General features: G+C 62.1%; 20 protein-coding genes and 2 pseudogenes. 7 read left to right on the forward strand and 15 right to left on the reverse strand.

Annotation, left to right across the window (positions count from 1 at the left end):
* Positions 1–22: 22 nt before the first annotated feature.
* From AC630_RS17390 to AC630_RS17410, 5 genes are all read right to left on the reverse strand, one after another.
* Positions 23–595 (reverse strand): QcrA and Rieske domain-containing protein, encoded by a 573-nt coding sequence (locus AC630_RS17390; RefSeq protein WP_074119738.1) that lies wholly within the window; start codon positions 593–595, stop codon positions 23–25.
* Positions 596–612: 17 nt separating this feature from the next.
* A complete protein-coding gene (locus AC630_RS17395; RefSeq protein WP_074119723.1) occupies positions 613–1,044 on the reverse strand; it encodes a hypothetical protein in 432 nt (143 codons plus the stop codon).
* A 135-nt stretch (positions 1,045–1,179) separates the two neighbouring features.
* Positions 1,180–2,910, reverse strand: coding sequence for a PQQ-dependent dehydrogenase, methanol/ethanol family (locus AC630_RS17400; RefSeq protein ID WP_074119724.1), 1,731 nt, complete (start codon positions 2,908–2,910; stop codon positions 1,180–1,182).
* A 244-nt stretch (positions 2,911–3,154) separates the two neighbouring features.
* Positions 3,155–3,436, reverse strand: coding sequence for a hypothetical protein (locus AC630_RS48345; protein WP_502691520.1), 282 nt, complete (start codon positions 3,434–3,436; stop codon positions 3,155–3,157).
* A 312-nt stretch (positions 3,437–3,748) separates the two neighbouring features.
* A complete protein-coding gene (locus tag AC630_RS17410; RefSeq protein WP_074119725.1) occupies positions 3,749–4,660 on the reverse strand; it encodes a LysR family transcriptional regulator in 912 nt (303 codons plus the stop codon).
* A gap of 129 nt (positions 4,661–4,789) precedes the next feature.
* Between AC630_RS17410 and AC630_RS17415 the strand changes: the two genes are divergently transcribed.
* Together AC630_RS17415 and AC630_RS17420 are read left to right on the forward strand one after the other, a co-directional pair.
* The gene (locus tag AC630_RS17415) at positions 4,790–5,728 is read left to right on the forward strand and encodes a ring-cleaving dioxygenase (RefSeq protein WP_074119726.1); all 939 of its coding nucleotides are present in this window, start codon (positions 4,790–4,792) and stop codon (positions 5,726–5,728) included.
* Positions 5,725–6,351 carry an alpha/beta hydrolase gene (locus tag AC630_RS17420; protein WP_074119727.1) on the forward strand — a complete coding sequence of 209 codons (627 nt, stop codon included), beginning with the start codon at positions 5,725–5,727 and terminating at the stop codon, positions 6,349–6,351. Before AC630_RS17415 ends, AC630_RS17420 begins: the two co-directional genes overlap by 4 nt.
* A 45-nt stretch (positions 6,352–6,396) precedes the next feature.
* Here the strand turns inward: AC630_RS17420 and AC630_RS47815 are convergent, their stop codons facing one another.
* A complete protein-coding gene (locus AC630_RS47815; RefSeq protein WP_083636301.1) occupies positions 6,397–6,657 on the reverse strand; it encodes a CorA family divalent cation transporter in 261 nt (86 codons plus the stop codon).
* Between the two features lie 664 nt (positions 6,658–7,321).
* Here AC630_RS47815 and AC630_RS17430 point away from each other — a divergent pair.
* Positions 7,322–10,624: an adenylate/guanylate cyclase domain-containing protein gene (locus AC630_RS17430; RefSeq protein ID WP_245330429.1), complete on the forward strand. Its 3,303-nt coding sequence runs from the start codon at positions 7,322–7,324 to the stop codon at positions 10,622–10,624.
* Between the two features lie 332 nt (positions 10,625–10,956).
* Here the strand turns inward: AC630_RS17430 and AC630_RS17435 are convergent, their stop codons facing one another.
* Positions 10,957–11,355 carry a MerR family transcriptional regulator gene (locus AC630_RS17435; RefSeq protein WP_143198109.1) on the reverse strand — a complete coding sequence of 133 codons (399 nt, stop codon included), beginning with the start codon at positions 11,353–11,355 and terminating at the stop codon, positions 10,957–10,959.
* Between the two features lie 82 nt (positions 11,356–11,437).
* On the opposite strand from AC630_RS17435, the gene AC630_RS17440 reads away from it, so the two are divergent.
* From AC630_RS17440 to AC630_RS45480, 4 genes are all read left to right on the forward strand, one after another.
* Positions 11,438–11,821 (forward strand): mercuric transporter MerT family protein, encoded by a 384-nt coding sequence (locus tag AC630_RS17440; protein ID WP_083636304.1) that lies wholly within the window; start codon positions 11,438–11,440, stop codon positions 11,819–11,821.
* Between the two features lie 116 nt (positions 11,822–11,937).
* Positions 11,938–12,168, forward strand: coding sequence for a heavy-metal-associated domain-containing protein (locus AC630_RS17445; RefSeq protein WP_502691521.1), 231 nt, complete (start codon positions 11,938–11,940; stop codon positions 12,166–12,168).
* 66 nt (positions 12,169–12,234) lie between these two features.
* Entirely contained in the window at positions 12,235–12,459 is a 225-nt protein-coding gene (locus tag AC630_RS47035; protein WP_074119730.1) for a GDCCVxC domain-containing (seleno)protein, read from the forward strand.
* Positions 12,460–12,466: 7 nt separating this feature from the next.
* The gene (locus AC630_RS45480) at positions 12,467–12,670 is read left to right on the forward strand and encodes a hypothetical protein (RefSeq protein ID WP_167561231.1); all 204 of its coding nucleotides are present in this window, start codon (positions 12,467–12,469) and stop codon (positions 12,668–12,670) included.
* Between the two features lie 17 nt (positions 12,671–12,687).
* Here the strand turns inward: AC630_RS45480 and AC630_RS17455 are convergent, their stop codons facing one another.
* From AC630_RS17455 to AC630_RS17490, 8 genes and pseudogenes are all read right to left on the reverse strand, one after another.
* The gene (locus AC630_RS17455; RefSeq protein ID WP_074119731.1) at positions 12,688–12,990 is read right to left on the reverse strand and encodes a hypothetical protein; all 303 of its coding nucleotides are present in this window, start codon (positions 12,988–12,990) and stop codon (positions 12,688–12,690) included.
* Positions 12,991–13,185: 195 nt separating this feature from the next.
* Positions 13,186–13,779: a nucleoside deaminase gene (locus AC630_RS17460; RefSeq protein ID WP_083636302.1), complete on the reverse strand. Its 594-nt coding sequence runs from the start codon at positions 13,777–13,779 to the stop codon at positions 13,186–13,188.
* Between the two features lie 274 nt (positions 13,780–14,053).
* Positions 14,054–14,386: an HAD family hydrolase gene (locus AC630_RS17465; RefSeq protein ID WP_083636303.1), complete on the reverse strand. Its 333-nt coding sequence runs from the start codon at positions 14,384–14,386 to the stop codon at positions 14,054–14,056.
* A gap of 83 nt (positions 14,387–14,469) precedes the next feature.
* Positions 14,470–14,715 (reverse strand): annotated as a pseudogene (locus AC630_RS47040) (arylsulfatase); the annotation flags it as partial.
* 462 nt (positions 14,716–15,177) lie between these two features.
* Complete coding sequence (locus AC630_RS17475) at positions 15,178–17,667, reverse strand: arylsulfatase (protein ID WP_167561232.1); 2,490 nt, start codon at positions 17,665–17,667, stop codon at positions 15,178–15,180.
* Positions 17,668–17,975: 308 nt separating this feature from the next.
* Positions 17,976–19,610, reverse strand: coding sequence for an amidase family protein (locus AC630_RS17480; protein ID WP_074119740.1), 1,635 nt, complete (start codon positions 19,608–19,610; stop codon positions 17,976–17,978).
* Positions 19,611–19,974: 364 nt separating this feature from the next.
* Entirely contained in the window at positions 19,975–21,468 is a 1,494-nt protein-coding gene (locus AC630_RS17485) for an ABC transporter substrate-binding protein (protein ID WP_074119735.1), read from the reverse strand.
* Between the two features lie 59 nt (positions 21,469–21,527).
* Positions 21,528–21,727, reverse strand: a pseudogene (locus tag AC630_RS17490) (peptide ABC transporter ATP-binding protein); the annotation flags it as partial.

Genomic DNA, 21,727 nt, shown 5'->3' on the forward strand with positions numbered 1-21,727 from the left:
TGTTCGCAATGTGAGGCGCGCATCAGTTCTGCGTGACGCCGACGTGACCCGAAAAGGTCGAAGCGACCGTCACGACGCCGTCCTTGAGCTTCAGCCCGAGCGCCGCAAGCGGACGCGGAGCCGGCCCATCGATCACCTCGGCGGCGTTTCTGGGATCGAAGATGGAGGCGTGGCAGGAGCAGACGAACGCGTTGCGCTCCTTCGACCACATGTTCACCGGGCAGCCCTGGTGCGTGCAGATCGCCGAATAGGCAACGACGCCGTCTGCGGCGCGCGCCCGCGTTTCATCGGTCAGTGCGGCGGGGTCGAACCTCGCGAGGATCACCAGATTGAGGCGGTTATCACTGCGCACCGTGCCGTCCGGAGCCATCGGATAGGCCTGCACCTGCGGGCCGCCGAGCGCAAGGTCCTCGGCCCGCACCGCCTGTCCCTTCTTCGGACCGGTCAGAAACGCGAAGCGATCGTCCGGCGCAGGCGGCTTGGCAGCCTCCCCCTCTTCCGCGCGCGCCGAACCGGCCAACAGCTGCGCAAGCAATAGCCCGAGGATCGTCCGACGCTTGTAGCAACGACAGTATGGCCAATCATCGCACGGCATGTGGCCCGCTCCTTCCATTATTCGGTGCCATTGACGTTCGCGATCAGGCGCAGCGAAACCATTGCCAGCTCGTCGGGGCCATGGATGTAGCCGACCCTGAAATAGCCGTTGATCGGGTGTCTGCCGGGCTTCGTGGCCCGCACGCCGATTGCGAAGTCGAGCCCGCCCTCCTGAATGGTGCCTCGCACCACGCGTCGCTCGAACGCCACCCCATCGTCAAACGACGAGAGCTCGATCACGCGATTGTTGTAACCCTGGAGAACGCGGTAGCCGTCGCGAATGCGCAACGTGGCGTGCAGCACGGCCAACTCGCCGACCTTGGCGGACACGTCGGTCACCTCGACCACGTAGGCGGGCGATTCATCGGCTCGCGCCGGTTCGAACCCAAGCGAGGCCGGAGAGGTAGCCAGCGCGGCGACCAGTGTAAAGGCAGAGAAGCGGATCAGCATCGATCCTGCTCGAACATGGTGCATCGTCAGAATCCCCTAACAGGTGAGGCCCGACCAGGTTGCTTGAAAAGACAACGAAAACTCCGCCGGCCGAGAAACCGGCCGCCATTGCTGGCGGCCGGAACAAAGTTGGACTCACTTGGAGACGGCGAAGACCCAGACGACGCCGCCCTGCGGCACGTCCTTCTGCCAACCTACCAGTTCGCTCATCAGCCCCTGCTGGAAGGCCGCGTCGACTCCCCAGCCAGACTGCACCGCCACATATTGCACGCCGTTGACCTCGTAGGTCGAAGGCGGCGCCATGATCCCGGAGTTGGTCTTGAAGTGCCAAAGCTGCTCGCCGGTCTTGGCATCGTAGGCGCGGAACTCCCGGTCGTTGGTGCCGCCCGTGAAGAGCAGGCCGCCGCCGGTGGTAAGTATCGAGCCCCACATCATCGAGGCCGGATAAAGGTTGCGCCAAACCCGCTTGCCGCTGTCGACGTCGTACGCCTGGAGCTCGCCGTAGAAGCTCGCCTTAGTGTCGACCGAGAAGTGCAGATCCGGGATGGCAACGCCCGTCCACCATTGTCCGGGAACGCGCTCCTCAACCTTGCCTTCCAGGTTGTTGCAGTGGTTCTCGTTGGACGGAATGTAGACAATTCCCGTCTTCGGGTTATAGGCCTCGAACGGCCAGTCCTTGCCGCCCCACAGGCCGGGGCAGAACTGGGCCGCCTTGCCGGTGGCCGGCTTGTGGGCCACGTCGACGTCAGGCCGCCCGGTCTTCGGGTCGATGCTCTTGAAGACGTTCTGCGGCACGTAGGCCTTGGCGTTGACGTAGGAGATCCCGCCGTCCGGATTGCGCTTGAACCAGTACAGGTAGCCGTTGCGCGCCACCTTGAGCAGACCCTTGGTGGTGGCGCCGTCCTTCTGGAAGTCCACCAGCAACGGGGCGTTCATCTCGTCCCAGTCCCACGACTCGTTCTGATGGTACTGGAAATAGCCCTTGATCTTGCCGGTATCGCCATCGAGCGCGAGTGTGGAGGAGGTGTACAGGTTGTCGCCAGGCCGCTGATCGCCGAACCATGGCGAGGCGTTGCCGGTCCCCCAATAGACCGTGTTGGAGTCGGCGTCATAGTTGCCGGTCATCCAAGTGGACGCCCCGCCGGTCTTCCAGGTGTCGGGCTTCTCCCAGGTGTCGCTTCCCGGCTCGCCCGGTGCCGGAACCGTGTAGGTCTTCCACACCGGCTTGCCGGACTCGGCGTCGAATGCCTGGACGAAACCGCGCACGCCGAACTCGCCGCCCGCCACGCCGACCAGAATCTTGCCTTTCACCACCAGCGGTGCCCCCGTCATGTAGTAGCCGGTCTTCCAATCCTCGACCTTCGCGTCCCAGGCGACCTTGCCGGTTTTGGCGTCGAGCGCGACCAGTACGGCATCGAGCCCGGCGTGATAGACCTTGTCGCCGTACAGCGCCACGCCACGATTGGTGTTGTGCAGGGCGCTGAACCCCTCGGGAAGCTTGGGATTGTAGCGCCAGAGCAGATCGCCCGTGGCCGCATCGAGGGCGATCACCTGGCGGTACGGCGTCGAGATGAACATCACTCCGTTGTTCACGATCGGCGGCGCTTCGTGACCAGAATCCACACCAGTAGAGAAGCTCCACACCGGTACCAGCGACTTCACGTTGCTGGTGTTGATCTGATCGAGCGAGCTGTAGCTCCATCCCTTGTAGTTGCCGCGCGTCATCAGCCAATTTCCTGGCTCGGGATTTTCCAGCCGGGCTGCGGTCACCGGACTGTAACTCTCGATCGATCCTGCGACCGCGGCAGTCGAAACGAGGCATGTCAATGCGACAGAGCTCGGTAAGAGCCATTGCTTCATAGTCATGGCGCAACCTCCCTGGTTCACTTCGCTTTGTTTCTTTGGCAGTGCGAAAAACCCGATCCGATCTTGTTGATCTATTTAGTCCGCCGATCACCTACCTTTCCTACAAAGGTCCCAGTGATCGTCAGGGAACCGTCCGTGATCTGCGTCGGAAGCGCGGCCAAACGTCAGGGCGCAGGTCCGAACACGACCTGTGCGCTTTCCCGCGGATCGAATTCGGTGTTGCATTTCAAAACTTCTTTGTCGCCTAACTAGCCTTCAGCCAGCCGGTCACGGAACAACTGGCGTGAGTGCAACTCACCGAATGGGCGACGATGCCGTCAGCGGAGCGTGATCGTGTTTCCTCGTCCAGCTCGCCGGGATCCAGCTTTACGACCAGGATCTCGTTCAGCCGCAAACCCTTGCGGATCACCGAGGTCTTCGGGTCCTTTGGCCAAGCATGCACCGGCGGTCCGCCGAGCGTCAGTTCACTAGGCTTGACGATCCCCTTCGGAGAGAACAAGTAAGTCACCCTCTTGCGGTCGCTCATCACTGGCGGGCTGATCTTCCGACGCCGCAGCGGACCTGCCCCCCCCCCCGCCAGGGACGCTCCCGCGCGATCGCGCCATAGCTTTTCGAGTGCAGACTGGTGGAGATTATTGCAAATCAACACGAACATCCGCTGATGGTTCCGTCACCTGCCAAACTCATTGCAGCATGCGATGATCCGCCGAGAGCTTGGCACGGCGATCCTCCCCGCGGCTTCGAGGCACATGCTCCACGGATCGACGATTCTGACCCAGGCCGTTGGGCCAAGCAGACATCGGCCGCTTGGCCGCGTGATGAGTCCAGGCCTCCAGTGTCAGCCCGGCCGCACGCCTGCCCCATCCTCACGCCCAAACCGCTCGACGAGAAAGTCGATGAAGAGCCGCACCTTCACCGACAAATGCCGCGTCGGCGGATAGACCGCATAGAGCGCGAGCGGCGGCGCAAAATAGTCGGTGAGCACGGCGCGCAGCTCGCCTTTCTTCAAAGCGTCGGCGGCGATGAACTGGGGAAGCAGCGCGAGTCCCCTGCCCCTGATCGCGACGTCGCGCAGCACTTCGGCATTGTTGACGCAGAGCGACCACGCTGGCTGGATCCAGTGATCGCCGTCCGCGCCGGTAAGCTTCCACTGATTGCCGGTGAGCAGGAAGCCGTAGGTCAGCGAGGCGTGCTCGCGCAGGTCCTGCGGATGCTTCGGCGTGCCGTGGCGCGCCAGATAATCGGGCGAAGCGCAGATCAAGCGCGCCACCGGCATGATCTTGCGCGCGATCAGGCTGGAGGATTCCAGCTCCGCAATCCGCAGCGTCACGTCAAAACCGTCCTGGACGGGATCGAGCAGGTCGTCGCTGAGCACGAGCTGGAGCTGAAGCTCCGGGTACTTCGCCATGAAATCGGCCAGCACCGGTCCGAGCCGCATCGTGCCAAACGACATCGGCGCGTTGACGCGCAATAGTCCGCGCGGCGCCGACTGGGCTTGCGTCACTGCCTGGTCGGCGGCTTCGATCTCGGAGAGGATCACGGCCGCGCGCTCGAAATATTGCTGGCCGTTCTCGGTCGGGCTCGCGTGCCTCGTGGTTCGGTTCAGCAGCTGGACTCCGAGGCTCTCCTCGAGGTCGGCGACATACTTACTGATTGCCGAACGCGACAGCCGCAACTGGCGGCCGGCCTCGGCAAAGCTGCCGCTTTCGACCACCTTCACGAAGGCCCGGAGGCTGGCGACTTTATCCAAGGCGCGGCCTCGCCGATTGTTTCCAAATCGTAGACATAGCCGTCATATTTGCATGGATTGTCTCCAATCCAAAGCGGAACGATATTTCCCGGCAGAGCAAGACCGCTCCACGAATTTTGGAGGACGACAATGTCTGGACTGCACCATGTCACCGCGATTGCCGGCGACCCCATCCGCAATTTCGGCTTTTACACCCGTGATCTCGGCCTGCGCTTCGTCAAGAAGACGGTCAATTTCGACGACCCCGGCACCTATCACTTCTACTATGGCGACGAGACCGGCCGGCCCGGCACCATCCTGACCTTCTTCCCGTGGGCCGGCGTGCCGGCCGGGCGGCGCGGCGTCGGCGAGGCCCATCAGACCGCCTTCCGCGTGCCGCAGCGCTCACTCGGCTACTGGACGCAGCGCTTCACCGAGAAGGGCATTCCTTACGAAGCGCTGGAGAAGCGCTTCGGTGAATCCGTGCTGCCGTTCACCGACCCGGACGGGATGGCGCTCGCGCTGGTCGGCGTGCCAGGTGCCGAGAACGAGCCCGGCTGGAGCAATGGCGACGTGCCGGCCGAGCACGCGATCCGCGGCTTCCACGGCGTGACGCTGTTGCTCGACAGCGCGACGAAGACGGCTGCCGTCCTCACCGACGTGTTCGGCTTCAAGGAGACGGGACGCGAAGGCTCGGTGATCCGCTTCAAGGCGCCGGGCGATGTCGAAGGCAGCGTCGTTGACATCTACGAGGCCAAGGGCTTTTTGCGCGGCCATCAGGGCGGCGGCTCGGTGCACCATATTGCCTTCCGCGCGGCTGACGACGCCGAGCAAGGCAAGATGGCGCAGAGGCTCGTCTCCAATCACGGCCTGCACCCGACCGAGCAGAGGGACCGCAACTACTTCCGCTCGATCTACTTCCGCGAGCCCGGCGGCGTGCTGTTCGAGATTGCGACCGATATCCCCGGTTTCGCCGTCGACGAACCCGTCGCGACGCTGGGGCGTGACTTGAAGCTGCCGGGCTTCCTCGAAGCGCATCGCAAGCAGATCGAGGGTGTCCTGCCGAGTTTGGAAGAGAGCGTGCAATGACCGAGAGCTCATTCATCCATCGTTTCGAGCCCGCGACCAACGCGGGCTCCCCTCCACTGCTGCTGCTGCACGGCACGGGCGGTGACGAGAACGATCTGCTCGGGCTCGGCCGGATGATCTCGCCCGGCTCCGCCCTGCTCTCGCCGCGCGGCCGCGTGCTCGAGCACGGCATGCCGCGCTTCTTCCGCCGCCTTGCCGAAGGCGTGTTCGACGAGGAGGATGTGCGCCGCCGCGCGCTCGAGCTCGGCGACTTCGTCGCGGATGCGCGGCATCGATATGGCATCGCCGCGCCGGTCGCAATCGGCTTCTCCAACGGCGCCAACATCGCCGCCGCGTTATTGTTGCTGAAACCGGACGTGCTGGCGGGCGCGATCCTGCTACGCGCCATGGTGCCGCTGTCGGATCCGCCCCAAGCGGAGCTCGGGGGTAAGCCTGTTCTGCTCCTCTCCGGGCAGGCCGATCCGATCGTGCCGGCAAGCAATTCGACACGGCTTGCGGCGCTGTTGTCGGAAGCGGGAGCGCGTGTCGACCACAAGGTCCTGCCGGCAGGCCATCAATTGTCGCAGGCCGACGTGACGCTGGCCCGCAACTGGATCACCAACGTCGACGCGGAAGCGGCGTAAACTAGCGGGCAGCGGCGCATCGCTCACGAACGGTGCGCCGCTGCTTCACTCGAACCAGCCGCGCCGCTCGAACCAGATCAGCGGAGACACACCGCTGGCGATGATTGCGAACCATGCAAGCGGATAGCCGCCCGTCCAGCCCAGTTCGGGCATATGCTTGAAGTTCATGCCCCAGACGCCTGAATTTACTTCCGCTTTGAGCGGCACAGCGGAAATGGCAGTCCGACCGCCCGCCTTGACCCGACGCGGACCTCCAGCGAGGTCCGCTTTCGCAACGCTACACGGCGAGTCTAGCAGGTCACGCATGGCGACGGTTTTCGATCTGGTCGCTCCTCATGCGCTGGCCAGATGACATGTGCGGGACACGGCAATACGAAAAGTAGCAACCAATCGCTCCGCACTCTCTGGTTCACGAGCGCGACAGATCTGGAGGCCGCAGCGCGCCAGGCGCTGGCACAAAGGCAAAAGCAAACGTCAGTTAGGATGACTTTCTCGGCCTGGAAATAGCATCTAGCAAGCCATCTACGTGACGAGGAGAAGCCGTGATGCCCTCTGAGCGGGCCTGCGTCAATCGCCTCAACGCCCTCCGCACGGCCGCTTCAGGCTCGCCCATTCAGCGCACGTGCCCTTAGCCATGAACCTTTAGCCAATGGGCGCAGACGTACTAACAGATGATGGGCCTGCATGTCCCTCCTCCGCCCTCACATGAGCTGGCGGTGCGCTGGTGGTTCTTCTTTCTGCCTCGGCAGAAAAATTTCGCCCTCTGTCAGCCAGCTCACTTTCGTTCGGGACCAACCGGACTATCAAACCTGAGGATGATCGGTCTGGAAGACAGAGGATGCGCGTCGGTGAGAGCTACAGTACCCCGGTGACTATCGCTTGCGTAGCGGCGCTGATCGTTATTGGTTTGATCGTGGTCAGAGCACGGTAATCAGTTCGGCTAGCCGCCAACCAGACGGTGGGTGGTGCCATGCAGCAGATTGCGGACTGGCTCGAGAAGCTTGGGCTTGGGCAATACGCGAAGCGTTTTGCCGAGAATGGGATCGATATTGGTATCCTTCCTGATCTGAAGGATGAGGACTTCGACAGGCTCGGAGTACTGCTCGGCCATCGCCGTAAAATGCTGCGTGCGGTCGCCGAACTCGATCAAGCCGAATTAATGGCCGAGACCGCGCGTCGGCACGACGCCGAGCGACGCCACCTCACCGTTATGTTTTGCGATCTGGTGGGCTCGACCGCGCTCTCGGCGCGCATCGACCCCGAGGACATGTGGGAGGTAATCGGAGCCTACCGGGCCGCCTGTGCGAGGGTCATTGCCGCCTATGACGGCGTGATCGCCAGGTTTGTCGGAGATGGAATACTCGCCTATTTCGGCTACCCCTGCGCACACGAGGATGACGCGGAGCGCGCAGTACGGGCGGGCCTCGATATCATCGTCGCAATCGGGAAACTCGAAACGCGCGTGAAGCAGCGGGTCGAAGTGCGGATCGCGATCTCGACCGGGCTTGTGGTGGTTGGCGACCTCATTAGCGGAGGCGCGTCGGAGGAGCAGGCGCTGGTCGGTGATACACCCAATGTCGCCGCCCGGCTCCAGAGCCTGGCGGAGCCGGGTGTGGTTGTGGTTGCCGATTCGACGCGCCTGCTCCTCGGCGACCTATTCACTTTTCTTAGTCTCGGCGACCGCGAGGTCAAGGGTATTTCCAAACCTATCGCGGTCTGGGCCGTCAAAGGTGCAACCGCATCGGAGAGCCGCTTCGAGGCGGTGCGCACGGCGCGCTCGATCGGCTTTGTCGGGCGCAAGGCGGAAATCGAATTCGTGCTGTCGCGCCAGCAGTTGGCGTGGCAGGGCCAGGGGCAAGTGGTGTTGATTTCCGGCGAGGCCGGAATCGGCAAATCGCGCCTCGTGGCTACGCTGGTCGAGAGCCTCGCGTTGGGGTCGTACTGCCGGGTGCGGTATCAATGCTCGCCCTACCACACGAACAGTGCGCTTCATCCCTTCATCGCTCAACTCGAGCGGGCAGCCGGCATCACTTCACAGGACACGCCCGGGCAAACGCTCGACAAGCTTGAGGCAATGCTGGCGCTCGGAACGCGGCAGGTGGCCACGGCGACGCCGCTCATTGCCGCGCTTCTGTCGATCCCAACCGACGAGCGATATCCGCCGCTCGGCTTGAGTCCGGCGCAACAGCGGAGACAGACATTCGCCGCCCTCCTTGACCAGCTTGAGGGCTTGGCACGGCAGCAACCTGTGCTGATTGTCTGCGAGGATATGCATTGGGCTGATGCCACCTCGCTCGAGTTGTACGACCTCGCGGTCGATCGGATCAGGGGACTGCCAATCCTCGTGCTCATGACATTCCGGCCTGAGTTCGAGCCGGCTTGGGCGGGCCTTACCAATGTCAGCCTGCTGCGGCTCGATCGACTTGACCGGCACGACACACGTGCACTCGTCGAGCAGGTGGCTGTCGGTCGACAATTGCCGTGCGAAATGATGACGCAGATCATCAACAGGACGGATGGTATCCCGCTCTTCATCGAGGAATTGACCAAGATGGTGCTGGAGTCCGGACTGCTCGTGGAAGAGGCCGGGCGCTATCGCCTCGATATTCCGTTACCACCGCTCGCCATTCCCGCCACGCTGCAGGACTCGCTTATGGCGCGGCTTGACCGGCTGGCGCCGGTCAAGGAGGTAGCCCAGATAGGTGCCGCCATTGGCCGCGACTTCTCATACACGCTGCTGCGATGTGTGGCGGGCCGGGATGATCTGACACTGAACGCCGCGCTGGCGCAGTTGGAGGAGGCCGAACTGCTGTTGCGCCACGGGACGCCGCCGGAAGCGAGCTATAGCTTCAAGCATGCACTCGTCCAGGAGGCGGCGTACGAGAGCTTACTCAAGAGCCGCCGGCAACTGCTGCATAAGCACATTGGCGATGTCCTTCGCGATCGGTTTGCGGACATCGCCGAGACCGAGCCGGAAGTCGTGGCATTCCACTTCACCCAAGCGGGGCTGAGCGGAGTAGCCCTCGAGTGGTGGCGCAAGGCCGGCCAGCAGGCGTTGAAGCGCTCGGCATATTCCGAGGCAATCGCACATCTCGGCAAGGCGGTTGCCATCGCCGATGAGCTGCCTGATGAGCCAGGCCGGACCATGAACCGGCTCCATCTTCAAATCGCCTATGGCCGTGCGCTGCGAGGCAGCCTTGGGCACAGCGCCCCTGAAACGGTGGCAGCATGGACGCGCGCCAGACAGTTCGTAGCTGACATCAGTGACCCGGCTGAAATGGCGCCCATCCATTCGGGCCTGTTCAATGCGAGCTTGACCCACGGCGAGATCGCGCCGATGCAGGAGTTGGCGGAGGCAATCATGAACGCCGCCGACCGGCGACCGGAATCGCCGGTGGCCGCGGTCGTCGCACACTGGACGAGCGGGGTCACCTGCTGGTTCGGGGGCGACTACCTGAACGCGCGAGTGCATCTTGAACAGGCACTCGCGATCTATGGCTCTGATCCGACTCCCGCGACCTTCAAGGCGTCGACGCTGGACCTGCCCTACGTCATCATGCGGTTTCTTGCCCTTGTGCTTTGGCCGCTTGGGAAGATTGATCGAGCGCGCCGGCTCGCCGCGGAAGCGGTGAGCGTCCCGGGAGAAAAGCGTGCGCTTGCTCAAGCCAATGCGCTCGTGCACAAGGCCGTTTTCGACGGGCTATGCGGGGGCATGTTGCAACAGACCGAGACGATGCTTGCCCTCGCCCGCGAGCATGCGATGCCGTTGTACGTGGCCGCCGGCACCTACTTGGACGGCTTGGCAAAGTGGCGTGCCGGCGATCGAGCGGATGGCCTCGCGGAAATGCGCCGAGGCTGGACATTACTTCACGAAAATGACTGCTACCTTTGTGAACCATTCTGGGGGATGCAGGTTGCCGCGGCGAATGCAGAGGTAGGGCAACCCGAGACTGGGTTGGAGATTTTGAGGGAGCAGATCGTCTGGACGGAACAATCCGGCCAGCATTGGCTCGATGCCGAACTGCATCGTGTCCAGGCTACGCTTATGTTGCGTCGTGACCCGTCCAACGTCTCCCGTGCCGAAGAGTCCTTCAATAGAGCCCTGGAAATCGCCAAAGGCCAACAGACAAAGACTTTCGAGTTGCGCGCCGCACTTGGACTTGCGCGCCTTTACAGCACAAATGGCCGAGCGGGGGGCGGCATCCGAGGTGCTCGCGCCGGTCCTCGTCGATGTCGCCACGGGGCAAGATCTTCCCGAAATCAAAGAAGCTGAAGAGCTGCTTCGAGCATAGTCATTGGCCAGCAGCCATTTCGCCGGAACGCCCCAAAAAAAGAAGATCGGGATTTAACCCATTGCCAGGGCGAGCCTGGTTGGACCCGCAAACGTCCGGGTCGTTCCTATCCGGTAAGGTGACTCCGACTTATCAAACGGATCTTTAGGTTGCGAGAGGCAATTGCCATTCTTCTTCAACCCAACGGCTGATCGGCAACCGCGAACCTTTGCTAACTACAGAGGTGAAGGTCTCCTGGGGGGCAAAGGCGACATAGGCCAGAGCCGGCTGCAGCGTCCGCTGCGGGCCCAAAGGCAGACATGACAACGAAAGCTCATTTCGAACCCTGGACGTCGAGAATGTCTAGCACCGGGCAGTCGGGTGCCGTCGTGCCGGTGCATTGGGCGACGGTTTTCGTCAGCAAGCGCTCCAGCTTTCGGAGGTCGCCAATCCTGGCCCGGATATCATCAAGGTGGCGTGCGGCAATCTCCCGAACTTCACGGCAGGAAGCCTTGTCGGGACCGCCAAGCCGCAGGAGTGCGCGCACCTCGTCGAGCGAGAACCCGAGCTCGCGCGAGCGTCGCACGAACGCGAGAATACGTCTTTCCGTCGGGCCGTATACACGACGCCCATTTTCGGCGCGCAAGGCGACTGGGAGCACCTTAATTTTTTCGTAATACCGAATCGTTTCAATGTTCACCCCAGTAAGCTGTGACAGCTCGCCGATGGTCATCCTGTCCGCTCGCGGACCCGTGATTTGCTGCATGGAAAGGCCCCTTGATCCTGTAGTCACTACAGGATGTAGCCTCGCCGGCATGACGGTCAAGGAACATTTCACTGCTGCTTCAGGGCGCGGGCAAGCGATCACGGCGGCAGGAGGCTTGCTTGGTGCGCTCGCCGCCTCCTCCTGCTGCATTATGCCTGTAGCTCTATTCAGCCTTGGGATTAGCGGCGCATGGATCGGCAACTTCACTCAGCTTGCGCCGTTTCAACCCTACTTCCTCGCGGCGACACTGTTTTGTCTCGGAGCGGGTTATTGGCTCGTACACCGCGCATCGAAGCGCGCATGCGCTGCAGGCGAGGCTTGCGCCCGGCCCCTGCCAAACCGGCTGGTGAAAGGGATGCTCGTGATCGCGACCGTCCTGGTCGTTGCTGCAATTGGCTTCGATTTGCTCGCGCCGTTGCTTCTCAACTCATGAACGGAAGGTTTCACATGAACAAACTGCTGCTCAACTCTGTTGCGCTCGCCGTGTGCCTGGCTGGATCTTCGACTGCGTTCTCCGCCGAGAGGACGGTTACCCTCGCCGTTAAGAACATGTATTGCGCTGCATGTCCTCACACGGTGAAAGCAAGCCTTGAAGCAGTGCCTGGCGTGGCCAAGGTCGCCGTCTCCTACAGGGATAAAACCGCAACCGTAACGTTCGATGACGCGAAGGCTGGCCTCGATGCATTGACCACCGCTACCACTAACGCAGGGTTCCGTCCGCTCCCAAGGGTTAGCGATGCAAGTAGACCGTATGCCGCGCGGCGAAGGGGCCGCCGCTGACGCCATCGACAAACTTCGGTTAGCCTACTGGAGCGTCAGACATCGGCACATGCTTTAGGAAATCCCATGATCCTGGAATCCATCATCACCTGTCCGCACTGCGCCACCGCCAAATCGGAAACCATGCCGACCGATGCGTGCCAGTTCTTCTATGAATGCACCGGCTGTGGCGCTCGGCTGCGGCCCAAGCAGGGCGACTGCTGTGTATTCTGTTCATATGGTTCAGTGCCGTGCCCGCCGATACAGGCAGAGCGTGCCGGCGTCGGAGCTGCCAACTGTTGTCCGGGGTGAGGACATTATGACCGACAACTCTGTTCGGGCCTCACGCGACTGGCTCGGCAGCACGCGCGCCAACCTGCTGGCGTGGTGGATACCGCAAGCTGGGATCATTGCTGGTCTCTTCGTGCCCGCGGGTGTTCGTACCACTATTTGGATTATTTCCCTTACCTGGATGGGCGTGGCTTGCATCTTCAATGCGCAGCGCTGCGGGCGTACGCATTGACTTGTATTCGCGCTCGCTTAGATCGCCTTTGGTGATGTTGGCAGCGAGGAAAAGGTCCAGGCCGAAACGCAGCGCCCTGGCGGCGTTGCCTCGTGGAAGGCTACGATATCTGCGATGGCCTTGATCTCCGTGTTGGTCGCCCAATCCTTCAGGTAAAGGTTGAGATCACGCTTCAATTCGTAGAGGAAGACGACCGGCGGCCTCGCTACGGTGCCTGCGTGGCGGCTCAGCGGATTGCGGTTGAGCACGGCCATGGTCGTGCCCGGCCCGCCGATCCAGTCAGGCGTCGGCATGTTCGCGCGCACGATGACGGCGCCCACATCCTTAGCACTCTCGTGCCGGTGGAGGAGCCGTCCACAGCAACAATAGCTGACGTTTACGACCGATTTGGCAACGCTGAGTAGGCCGCCACTTGTTGCGCTCTCGCCGATACTTTGGAAAAGACCGGCTCCAGCAGCTGGCAGTATTTGACCCAAGCAGTTTGCAACTCGCCGTCGAAATCATTCGCAATTCGGCTAGGCGCGCCAAAGGCGGTCGAAGATCTGGCTTCTGGCCCAGTTTGCGAATTGGCGCTTCCATCGCGGGGCCGGTTCGGGGTTGGCCGCAGCCGGTTCGGTGCCATCGGCCTGCTCGACGAATATCCTTCGGCCCTCGATCACGCGCCAGGCAAGCGGATGCTGCGAACGAAACAGCTTGCGCACCTCCTGGCACATGCAGCCTGCGAGCACAAAAGGTGGCGGTGCAAACACTTCCGGCATCACGGACGACAGCGTCGTGTCGCTCAGGATGTTCCATCGCGAATGGCCCCCCATAAGCGGTGATTGCAGGCCGAAAATCACCCTGCCGATCCTGCTTTCGCGAATGGCATAGGCGCACATGGCGCAGGGTTCGATCGTAGAATAGAGCGTGCAGTCATCGAGCGACCTGGTGCGCAGCCTTTGTTGGGCGGCCGACAAGGCGACCATCTCGGCATGACGTGTCACGTCACCTGTGCGGCGCACCATGTTGGACGCTTCGCAAACGAACTCTCCATATCGGCCGACAACGGCGGCAAACGGGTATTCTCCATCCGATCGGCCGGATTTTGCGAGCGCAATGCAGCGGCGCATTAACTGCAGATCGGGTGCCTGGAGATCACAGTTGCTCACGTGGTGCAGTATCCCCCATCAATCCGTACCGCGGCCATCCGGCGACTGACCTTCGCGATGCTCGATCCGAGCTACCGTTTGTGCTGGCCGATGTCATGCAATGAGATGCGGGCCTCGCGCGCCAGATCCACCAGCGACGGCGTGAAGAAGCTGAGGGCGACGATAAAAAGGACCGCAACTCCATACTCGTGGCGCAATTAAAAAAATGCGCCGATGAAGGCCACGATCAAGCAAACTATCGGGGTCGGTGCAGCGGCACGCCGCGATGCCAGATGGTCCCATTGTCGAACTGAATGACCATACCATCCGGCGAATAGACCGCACCTTGGTTGAAGGCATCAATCCAGATCCGGCTCGTCGGCGAAAACCAGTCCGGCCATGCGCGTGCGGGCACACCTGCTTCGGTCAAGAGATTGAGTTCATATCCATTCTGCGTGACATGGGCAGGCAGTTGCCCCCGGCACATGTCAACGCACGTATAGACGCCGGTCAGGTTGACCGACTGCGCCGACGCGCCAGTACTAGCGAGAGCTGCGAGAATTCCGATAGCTAATGGCAAACGCTTCATGGCAATCACTCCATTGTCAGATTGGACTCACCAGAATGCGAACTATGGGGCCGGGAGCGCGCCCGCGCCACGCGGGCGCCAGTGTTAGCCGACTCACCCCGCATTTGCGGCGTGCGCTCGAACGGGTCCCAGCGAAGGTTGACTAGGGTGGGCATGTCCGTGGTGGTCTTTTCGCCCGGCCAGCCCCAAGGTCGGTCGAAGAATATGATCTTCATATCATCGATCCGAACCGCACCGAGGTTCGGACCGCCGAAGTAGAACAGCTCGTGGCGCTTCGACCGACCTTTGCCGGTGAGCAAGTCCATCTGATTGTACCCGTCGAGATGGTGTACCGTTGCTTGGGGCTCGCTACTGGCACCGAACAATGCAAGCATGCCGTGCGTGATGCTCCTTGGAATACTCATGACTGCTCCTCAACAGTCGGTCATTTGCGACACACCTCTCTGGAGCGCCCTGTATGTCGCAATTGTGTTTTAGCACCAACGTCACGCTGCCTTCAACGCGTGGTTGTTTGATTTAGATCAATGCACCGATCGCAACACGCCAACGAAAGACCGTTGGGGCAGCGTCGTCTATGCTGCTTGCTAGCCGTCGCTCGGGGATGTCCGATTGGGTCAGAAGCGGAAGGCTGGGGCTGCCAGAGGCTTGGTCCGCTCTGTCTTCGATAGCGGACATGCCAAGGGCTTTCGCTGCACGTCGGCTCAGGAGCCACAAGCGGAAGTGACGCCTTTTACTTGACTGTCGCAATTTCGAGTTCAAGGCCAAGTGCCACGCAACACAGGCGGAGCGATTTACTGTGCCTTGTTTATCGTTTCTTGGACCTTTTGCTGGTGGAGCTTTTCCTCTGCAGCATTCAACGGGGCCAGCTTGACCGTTAGCTTATCGATCATGCCGGTGAAACGGAAAGGCGGCTGGTAGTCGTTGTCGTCCACGCCCGTGCGAGTATCTACACCGACATCGAAGGTCTCGTAGATCGTCTCGACGAACGGAATGGTGTGCGGGATCGTCCTACTGGCGACTTCCTTGCTATCCACCGACAGGACGCCCGTGCCGCCCTTGCCGAAACCGGGACCGTCATACTTGAAATCAAACACGACGGTGTGCTTGCCCGGCGTGAGCGTCGCTGGGCCTTCCCATCGGAAGCGTTCCACGTCAAAGAAATTATATACGAAGACTGGTTTGCCCTTGAGCAGGTAGAGGCCATGGCCACCGCCGCGGCCCCCGAGCGTATTGATCATGCCTTCCGCACCTCCCTGCGGAATATCGACCTCAGCGGTGATGGAGTAAGACTTCCCGGCGATGTCGGGGGCGCTGCTGTACGGAAGACCAGACGATTCACCCGAGTAGGTGAATACGGTCCGACCCGCGGTTGCGCTCGGTCGCGGCGTGGCTGCGCGAGCCGTGAAGCTGTTGTCGAGAGGGAACACGCTGTATTTCGCCGCCTCGACCATGAAGAGTTCCTTCATGTCGCGCAGCCTGTCCGGCATCTTGGCGGCGAGGTCGTTGGCCTCCGAATAATCGTCGGCGAGCTTGTAAAGCTCCCAAGTATAACCGTTGACGACGTCGGGATACTTGCCGAAGCCCAGATCCCAGGGCGGCTCGGGCGGCGTGGTGGCGGCGAGCCAACCGTCGTGGTAGATCGCCCGGTTGCCGACCATCTCGAAATATTGCGTGCTGCGGGCTGATGGAGCGTTCGCGTTGGCCTTATCGAAGGTGTAGCCCAAGCTGACACCTTCGATTGGCTTCTGAGCAACGCCGTTGACCATCACTGGCGCCTGAATGCCGGTGGCTTCGAGGATCGTCGGCACGATGTCGATGATGTGGTGAAACTGCGTGCGGATGCCACCCACATCGTTGATGTGGCCGGGCCATGAGATGGCCATGCCTTGGCGGGTACCGCCGAAGTGCGACGCAACCTGCTTGGTCCACTTGAACGGCGTATCGAACGCCCAGGTCCACGCCACCGCCATGTGCGGCGTGGTCTGGTCCGACCCCCAAACGTCGTAGAATTTCAACTGCTCCGCGACTGGAATGTTGACGCCTTGGATCGCAGCCATTTCGTTCGGGGTGCCGAGGATCGAGCCTTCGGCACTGTTGCCGTTGTCGCCGCTGATATAGATGATGATTGTGTTGTCGAGCTTGCCTTCGTCTTCGACTTCCTGAATGACCCTGCCGATTTCATGGTCGGTATAGGCCGTGTAGGCTGCAAACACGTCCGCCTGACGAATGAAAAGCTTCTTCTCGTCGGGGCTGAGTGTCTCCCATTTTTGAAGTTTCGCTCCGCCGTACTCGGGCTGGCCATCCGGCCACGGTGTGAGTTGGGTATTCGCTGGAATTACACCGAGCCGTTTCTGGTTGGCGAAAATGGTCTCGCGCAACTTTTCCCAGCCCTGATCGAACAAGTGCATGCCGCTGATCTTTTTGGTCCACTCAGGCGTAGGCTGGTGCGGTGCGTGCGATCCCCCGGGCACGTAATAGATGAAGAACGGCTTGTCTGGCGCGGCGTTACTCAGCCCCTTCATATAGTTGATCGCGTCGTCCGCCATGTCGGTGGTGAGGTTGTAGCCGGGGTGTCCGACCCACGGAAAGACCTGCGTCTGGTCGCGGAAGAGAAACGGCGTCCACTGGTCAGTCTCGCCGCCCAAGAAACCATAGAAGTGATCGAACCCCATTCCGTTGGGCCATTGGTCAAAAGGCCCCGCCAAACTAATTTGATAGCTGGGAGTGTTGTGGTTTTTGCCGATCCACGCCGTCGCGTAGCCATTCTCCCTCAGGATCGTGCCGATGGTGGCACTCTCCGGTCCGATGACGGAGTCATACCCCGGGTATCCAGTGGACATTTCGGTGATCACGCCGAAGCCCACCGAGTGATGGTTGCGTCCTGTAATCAGCGCTGCCCGTGTCGGCGAGCAGAGAGCAGTTGAGTGGAACTGCGTGTAACGCAGTCCGGCGTTCGCAATGCGATCCATTGCAGGAGTTGGGATTACGCCGCCGAAGGTCCCCGAAACTCCATAGCCTTGATCGTCTGTCATGATCAAGAGCACGTTGGGCGCACCCTTGGGCGGCACTACTCGGGCAGGCCAATACGGTTTCGACTGGCTGGCCTCAAGGTTGATCTCGCCGCCGAACTTCGCTGGTGGCGGCGGAAGATACTTTCCATCAATCGTCGTTGTGGCGCTGGGTGAGCCTGGCGTGCCGGTGGTTGGCTGCGCGGCTGCTGGCAGACCCGACATTGTCGCTGCGGTGGTAAGCGCTGCCAGTAGTCCGAGCCGAATGCGCATTGTCGTGCTCATGGTTCCCTCCGTCCACGCCGATGCGGAGCCGCAGTCTGAGCGCGACTAGGATCCCTGCGCTATGCGGTTTCGGCCAACCTGCACTGGCTTTAGGTCGATGACCGCCCCGCTCGTGGGCCGTTGATCCAGTGCGACGGCGCAGCGGCTCGAACCCGAATTGTTGTCGGGGCCACAATGTCCGGGTCGGGTCCACAAGCGGAGCTCTGGGGTTGCCAGATGCTTGGTCCGCTCTGTCTTCCGAAAGCAGACATCCGAATTCATCAATGCATGCCCTATGGGGCGCCTGCCAGTGAAGCCTAAAGCGCGGGCAAGCCGGGCGCCGGTTTGCGCATGTTGGAGGCTTGCTCAAAGGCGTAGGCCAGACGCAGCAGCTTGTGCTCGCTCCAGGCACGCCCCGCGAAGGTGATGCCGAGCGGATAGTCTGGCGTGTCCTTGTCGTCCGCTCCCGAGACGAAACCGCCCGGCACCATGACGCTGGGATAACCCGCCTTCGCGGCGATCACGCAGCCTCCGCTGCCGGCGAACAGCACCGCGTCGAGCTTGTGCTGATTCATGTAGGCGTCCATGCCGCGCGTCCTGGCGGAGAGCAGGTCCATGGCACGCGCCGACTTGTATTCGCGCTCGCTTAGGTCACCTCTCGTGATGTCAGCGGCGAGGAAATGGTCCTGACCGAAACGCAGCGCCCTGGCAGCGTTCGCCTCGTTGAACGCCACGATATCGGCGATGCTCTTGATCTCCGTGTTGGTGGCCCAGTCCTTCAGGTAGAGGTTGAGATCACGCTTCAGTTCATAGAGGAAGACGATCGACGGCCTCGCGACAGTGCCTGCGTGGCGGCTCAGCGGATTGCGGTTGAGCACGGCCATGGTCGTGCCCGGCCCGCCGATCCAGCCAAGCGTCGGCATGCTGGCGCGCACGATGACGGCGCCCAGATCCTCCAGCACCTTGATCGCCTCCGTCATCACCTTCACCCATTTGGGTGGCAGCTTGCCGTAGTAGCAATCGTTCAGCGCGTCGGCGGGATCGCTCGGCACGCCGATGCGCGCGCCCTTCATCGCATCGGTTGCGAGGTCGGCGGTGTAATCGGCCGGCCGCTTCTGCCGCTCTGTCACCGGGTCGAGCGGGTCCTTGGCGGCCAGCACATTCAGAAGCATCGCCGCGTCGCGCACCGTACGCGTCATCGGCCCTGCGGTGTCCTGGCTGTGCGAGAGCGGCACGATGCCGGCACGGCTGATCAGTCCGACGGTCGGCTTCACGGTGACGAGGCCGTTTTGGCTGGCGGGGTACAGCAGCGAGCCCGAGGTCTCGGTGCCGATCGAGGCCGCGCACAGACCAGCCGCTACAGCAACCGCCGAACCCGAGCTTGATCCGCCTGGCGACACGACCGGGATGCCGTGATCGCCCACCAGTGTCGGCGCGTAGGGGTTCTTCACCTGGCCGCCAAGCGAGGAATACCCCGCGGGCATGTCGATCGCGAGCATGTTGGCGAACTCCGTCAGGTTCGCCTTGCCCAGGATCACCGCACCGGCGCCCCGCAGCAGCTTGACGAGGGTGGCGTCGTCCCTGGCGCGCGCGCCCTCCAGCGCCAGAGAACCCGCCGTCGTCGGTTGCTTGTCACCAGTTGCGATGTTGTCCTTCAGCAGGATCGGGATGCCGGCCAGCGGCCGTTTGACCGACGGCTTGGTGTCGTCGAGCTTGCCCGCGATCGCGAGCGCGTCCGGATTGAGCTCGCGCACCGAGTTGAGCGCGGGCCCATCGCGGTCGTAGGCCTCAATGCGCGCGAGATAATTTTTGGTCAGCGCCGTGGCAGTGACCCGCCCACTGGTCAAGGCATGGGCGATATCGCTCATAGGCGAATGATCGAGCTTTAGATTGGTCGGCGCCTCGGCGTTGGCCGCGGCGAGGCGAGCATCACGGCGGGTTGGCTTCTTCACGGCGTGCCTCGCCTGACGGCGCGTCTCGAACCATGAGGCCGCGATGATGGCATCATGCCGGTGTTTTGCCCGACGGGTCAATGGCATCGCGGACCGCGCAAACCATTGAAATGTCTATCACCGGCTACTGTGCATGGGGTTGTTTTTCAGATTTTTGTTTTGGCCTGTTGTCACCTCTCCCGTAGGGAGAGGTCGGATCGCATCGACAGATGCGATCCGGGTGAGGGGTTACGGCCTCACTGGGCACTCAGGCCCCCTCACCCGGATTGCACTGGACGATGCTTCGCATCGCCAGGCGCAATCCGACCTCTCCCCGATGGGGAGAGGTAGACACGAACGCTAGCTGGACTTGATCGAGCGGTCCCTACTCCCAGGACCACGCCGAGAAATCGTTCTCGAACTGCGGGACTTCCTTCCAGACGCCCTTCAGCTTCTTGTTGATGACTGTGGGCCACTGCGGCTGGAACAGGAACCCGGCCACCGCGTCGGTTGCCATCATGCGCTGGGCATCGCCGAGCAGCTTGGCGCGGCCAGCTTCATCCGGCGTCGTCACGATCTGCTTGTAGAGCGCGTTGAACGCCTCACTGTTGTAGCCGAGATAGAAGTCGGGCTCGGTCAGCTTGACGAGATCGAACGGCTCGACATGGCTGACGATGGTCATGTCGTAGTTGTGCGGACCGTTCGGGGCGAAGACCTGCGACAACCATTGCGCCCATTCGACGTTCTCGATCTTGGCGATGATGCCGACCTTGGCGAGCTGGGCCGCCAGGATCTCGCCGCCCTGCCGCGCATAAGGCGGCGGCGGCAATCGCAGGCTCAGCTCGAGCGGCGTGGTGACGCCGGCTTCCGCCAGAAGCTTCTTGGCCTTCTCGGGATCATAGGGGTTGATGCCCGTGGTATCGACATAGCCGAGCGATCCCGGCGTGTAGAAGCTGCCGATCGGCGTTCCGAAGCCGTCGACGGCGCCGTCGATGATCGCCTTGCGATCGATCGCAGCGAGGATGGCGCGACGCACCCGCACGTCGTCGAGCGGCTTCTTCTTCTCGTTGATGGCGACGATGGTCTTGGCCTTGGAGCCACCGACCAGCACGGTGAAGCGCGGATCGGACTTGAATTGAGCGACGCCGCGAGTCGTGAAGCGCGGAAACGCGTCGATGTCGCCGGACAGAAGGGCTGCAATCTGCGCGGCCGGATCGGAGATGAAGCGGATCGTCACCTTGGAGAGCTTGATCGCCGCAGCATTGCGGTAATCGGCCCATTTATTCAGCGTGATCGACGATCCCTTGACCCAAGCCCCTAACTGATAGGGCCCGGTGCCGACCGGCTGCGTGCCGTTGGTCGGCGCGCTCTTGGGCTCGACGATCGACCCGCTCGCCTGTCCCAGCAGGAACGGCAGGTTCGGCTCCGAATACTTCACCGATATCACGACCGTGTCGGCGTCGGGCGCGTCGACCTTTTCGAAGGCCTGGAACAGGCTCTTGTCCTTGTTGGTGCTGGTCGGCACCGCGTTGCGCTCGAACGAGAACTTGACCGCCGCGGCGTCGAACGGCTCGCCGTTCTGGAATTTGACGCCCTTGCGCAGCTTGAACGTATAGGTCTTCAGATCGGGCGAAGCCTGCCAGCCCTCGGCGAGCAGCGGCGACACCGAGCCGTCCTCGTTGATCTTGGTCAGCGTCTCATAGATGTTGTAGAGCGTGACCTCGGCAATCGCTGCGGCCGCGGCCGTCGTCGGATCGAGCCCCGGCGGCTCCAGCGTCATGCCCATGACGACGCTGTCCTTCTTGCTCTGTGCCAGCACCGGCAGCGGCGCTGCGGCGAGCGCGGCGGCAAATGCGACGATCGATAGTTTCCTGAACATTTCGTAACTCCCCGGCCTTCTCTCTTCTCTTTCAACCTACGCCAATTCCGCCCTGGACACTAACCTTCCATGGCAGCCTGCGGCAACGCCATCACCGCCTCCGCCTTGTGGCAGGCGGCGAAATGCGCTTCTCCGACCTTGCGTAGCTCAGGCAGAACCTCGCGGCAACGCTGGTCGGCCAGCGCACAGCGCGCAACATAGGGGCATCCCGCCGCAGCGGCCGATTGCGAGGCAATCGCCTGCGCCCCGCGCCGCCGCC

The organism is Bradyrhizobium sp. AS23.2 (assembly GCF_001908185.1).
Taxonomy (GTDB): Bacteria; Pseudomonadota; Alphaproteobacteria; order Rhizobiales; family Xanthobacteraceae; genus Bradyrhizobium.

Coding starts and splice junctions, on each gene's coding strand:
- AC630_RS17485 (WP_074119735.1), bottom strand. CDS start 21,468: ATGTTCAGGAAACTATCGATCGTCGCATTTGCCGCCGCGCTCGCCGCA.
- AC630_RS47815 (WP_083636301.1), bottom strand. CDS start 6,657: ATGCGTGACCTGCTAGACTCGCCGTGTAGCGTTGCGAAAGCGGACCTC.
- AC630_RS17475 (WP_167561232.1), bottom strand. CDS start 17,667: ATGCGCATTCGGCTCGGACTACTGGCAGCGCTTACCACCGCAGCGACA.
- AC630_RS17435 (WP_143198109.1), bottom strand. CDS start 11,355: ATGACCATCGGCGAGCTGTCACAGCTTACTGGGGTGAACATTGAAACG.
- AC630_RS17390 (WP_074119738.1), bottom strand. CDS start 595: ATGCCGTGCGATGATTGGCCATACTGTCGTTGCTACAAGCGTCGGACG.
- AC630_RS17440 (WP_083636304.1), top strand. CDS start 11,438: ATGACGGTCAAGGAACATTTCACTGCTGCTTCAGGGCGCGGGCAAGCG.
- AC630_RS17465 (WP_083636303.1), bottom strand. CDS start 14,386: ATGAAGCGTTTGCCATTAGCTATCGGAATTCTCGCAGCTCTCGCTAGT.
- AC630_RS17445 (WP_502691521.1), top strand. CDS start 11,938: ATGTATTGCGCTGCATGTCCTCACACGGTGAAAGCAAGCCTTGAAGCA.
- AC630_RS17420 (WP_074119727.1), top strand. CDS start 5,725: ATGACCGAGAGCTCATTCATCCATCGTTTCGAGCCCGCGACCAACGCG.
- AC630_RS17400 (WP_074119724.1), bottom strand. CDS start 2,910: ATGACTATGAAGCAATGGCTCTTACCGAGCTCTGTCGCATTGACATGC.
- AC630_RS17430 (WP_245330429.1), top strand. CDS start 7,322: ATGCAGCAGATTGCGGACTGGCTCGAGAAGCTTGGGCTTGGGCAATAC.
- AC630_RS17460 (WP_083636302.1), bottom strand. CDS start 13,779: ATGCGCCGCTGCATTGCGCTCGCAAAATCCGGCCGATCGGATGGAGAA.
- AC630_RS48345 (WP_502691520.1), bottom strand. CDS start 3,436: ATGAGCGACCGCAAGAGGGTGACTTACTTGTTCTCTCCGAAGGGGATC.
- AC630_RS17415 (WP_074119726.1), top strand. CDS start 4,790: ATGTCTGGACTGCACCATGTCACCGCGATTGCCGGCGACCCCATCCGC.
- AC630_RS17395 (WP_074119723.1), bottom strand. CDS start 1,044: ATGCTGATCCGCTTCTCTGCCTTTACACTGGTCGCCGCGCTGGCTACC.
- AC630_RS47035 (WP_074119730.1), top strand. CDS start 12,235: ATGATCCTGGAATCCATCATCACCTGTCCGCACTGCGCCACCGCCAAA.
- AC630_RS45480 (WP_167561231.1), top strand. CDS start 12,467: ATGACCGACAACTCTGTTCGGGCCTCACGCGACTGGCTCGGCAGCACG.